Below are 2077 nucleotides of genomic sequence, written 5' to 3'. Positions count from 1 at the left end.
GATGCGACGGATTGTTGACCCGACCGATCGTTGGCGCGGTCGTCGCGACTGGGTCAGCGGTATTATCCAATAAATATGGACAGGGGCATCTCCGGCGGCTTCTTGAGAGCAACGTGGACGCCAGAACGGCCCACAACACACCCGCCCGTTGTATGAATGAAATCCCCTCTTGCCCTTCTACAAGGCCGCGAACGGCACGATCAGCCGACCGAGCTGCCGCACCGGAACACCAGCGTTCGATTGTTGGCCGGCATTTCCACGTCGTCCGTCGCGGTCAAGCCGGCCGCCGCCGCCAAGTCGGCTATCCATTCGTAATCCTTGATGCCGCTACGCGAGTCGCGCTGCTTTAGCCATTCGTCGAAGCGGGCGTTGCTGTCGCTGGTATAGCGGCCTTGGTAATTGAACGGGCCGTAAAAGCATACGGTCGCAACCGGATTTAGATAAGTCCGCAATCTTTCGAACAACACTTCGACCTCGGCATGCCCCATGATGTGCAAGGTGTTGGCGGAGAACAAGGCATTAATGCCGGTGCACGGCCAGACCGGGTCGGTGACGTCCAAGGCCAGGGCCGGACGCAGATTGTCGAGTCCGGCTTCGTCGCGCCACAGCGCGATACCTGGCAAATGCTCGGCGCGGTCGGTCGGCTGCCATTGCAGATGCGGCAAATGCCTGGCGAAATGGCATGCATGCTGGCCGGTGCCGCTGCCGATTTCCCACACCGTCGCCGGCTTGGAAAACGCGGTCTTTAACACCTGCAATATCGGGTCTTTGTTGTTTTCGCAGGCTTGCGAAAAGGGCTTATCGGACATCGGCGGTTCAGGTCGGGAGTACGAGGCCGGCTATTATGCTATTGATCAGGTCTAACCGTCATGAACGGAATTTCGCCCCGCAGAATGAACGCGTTGGTGTATTCTGAAAGTCAATCGATCCCGAATTCAAGATAACTCACATGGAACCGCATCAACAACTCAGTATTGCCGATGCCAAATACGCCAATATAGGCAACGACGCGCAAGTGTTTAGGGACATTAAAGTCCGTTTCGGCTATGCCATAAATCGCTATCGCGATTTAGCCAAAAACGCCGCTGGATTGACCTTTTTAACTGCTATCACCGAAGGCGTGCAAACCATGGACGGCGTTGGCAACGTCCTGCAGGGCACGGCTAGGCTGGAGAAAGTATTAAGGGTGACGACGCAGACTTGATCTCGATGTTTTCGCCGTGATTGCTTGACAGACATCATTTAATGTAACAACAATAAATTCCATGTGGATTGAATTTGATCCTGTTAAGCGCCGCAAAACCTTGCTGGAACGCAAACTGGATTTTGCTCGCGCGCGGAGGTATTCCGTGGCCGACATTTCACCTTGGAAGACACGCGGTAAGACTATCCCGAAGCGCGCTACTTCACCGTTGGCAAACTCGTTGAGCGAATGGTAGGCATATTGGACACCGCGTGGCGAAGCCCGCCGAATCATCAGTATCCGAAAAGCCAATGAACGCGAAAAAAACCGATATGCCAGCCGACTGGATTGATCCCGACGATACGCTGGAACTTGATGACCCATTTTTCGAGCGAGCCGACGAGTTCGCCGGTAGCCAGTTGGTGCGCCGAGGCCGCCCCACCATTGCCAGCCCCAAACGTACACTCACGGTGCGATACGACGCCGAGGTGATAGAAGCCTTTAAAGCAACCGGCAAAGGCTGGCAGACGCGGATGAACGATGCGTTGAAGGATTGGCTGAAAACGCATTCGCCAGTGTAAAGAATCTCCATTCAAACGCACAGCCCGATTTCGACTAGTCCGGGAGCCGACAATTGCATAACCAAGCCAAAATACGCCAAAGGCTTTTGCGGAGACCCTCAATTTTGGATTACCTGAAACGGAATTTCCGGAACGGACTGCAGAAAACTTAATCACCCAATGTCATGGCCGCTAACCAGCACAGCGACCTGCTGTCGCGACTCAACGGCTGGAACAAACAGCAATTGCGCCGCTTACTGGTCGAGCATCCGACAAAACAAAAATTTGGCCTGTACAAGGAGGCCAACGCCATCAAGCGCAACGCTGACCGCAG

Annotated in this window: 3 protein-coding genes; 2 read left to right on the top strand and 1 reads right to left on the bottom strand. The window is 54.6% G+C overall.

Features of this window, described 5'->3' with window-relative positions; translation table 11 throughout:
* Positions 1-200: 200 nt before the first annotated feature.
* Positions 201-809, bottom strand: coding sequence for a DUF938 domain-containing protein (locus tag AC3B8H_RS20665; RefSeq protein ID WP_488443399.1), 609 nt, complete (start codon positions 807-809; stop codon positions 201-203).
* A 140-nt stretch (positions 810-949) separates the two neighbouring features.
* Here AC3B8H_RS20665 and AC3B8H_RS20660 point away from each other — a divergent pair, with 140 nt between their 5' ends.
* Both AC3B8H_RS20660 and AC3B8H_RS20655 read left to right on the top strand, forming a co-directional pair.
* Positions 950-1204 (top strand): hypothetical protein, encoded by a 255-nt coding sequence (locus AC3B8H_RS20660; protein WP_488443398.1) that lies wholly within the window; start codon positions 950-952, stop codon positions 1202-1204.
* A 290-nt stretch (positions 1205-1494) separates the two neighbouring features.
* Positions 1495-1764, top strand: a complete 270-nt coding sequence (locus AC3B8H_RS20655; RefSeq protein ID WP_488443397.1) for a BrnA antitoxin family protein — start codon at positions 1495-1497, stop codon at positions 1762-1764.
* Positions 1765-2077: the final 313 nt, after the last annotated feature.

This window comes from Methylomonas sp. BG-2 (genome assembly GCF_057766305.1).
This window is presented reverse-complemented; position numbering and strand designations above follow the sequence as displayed.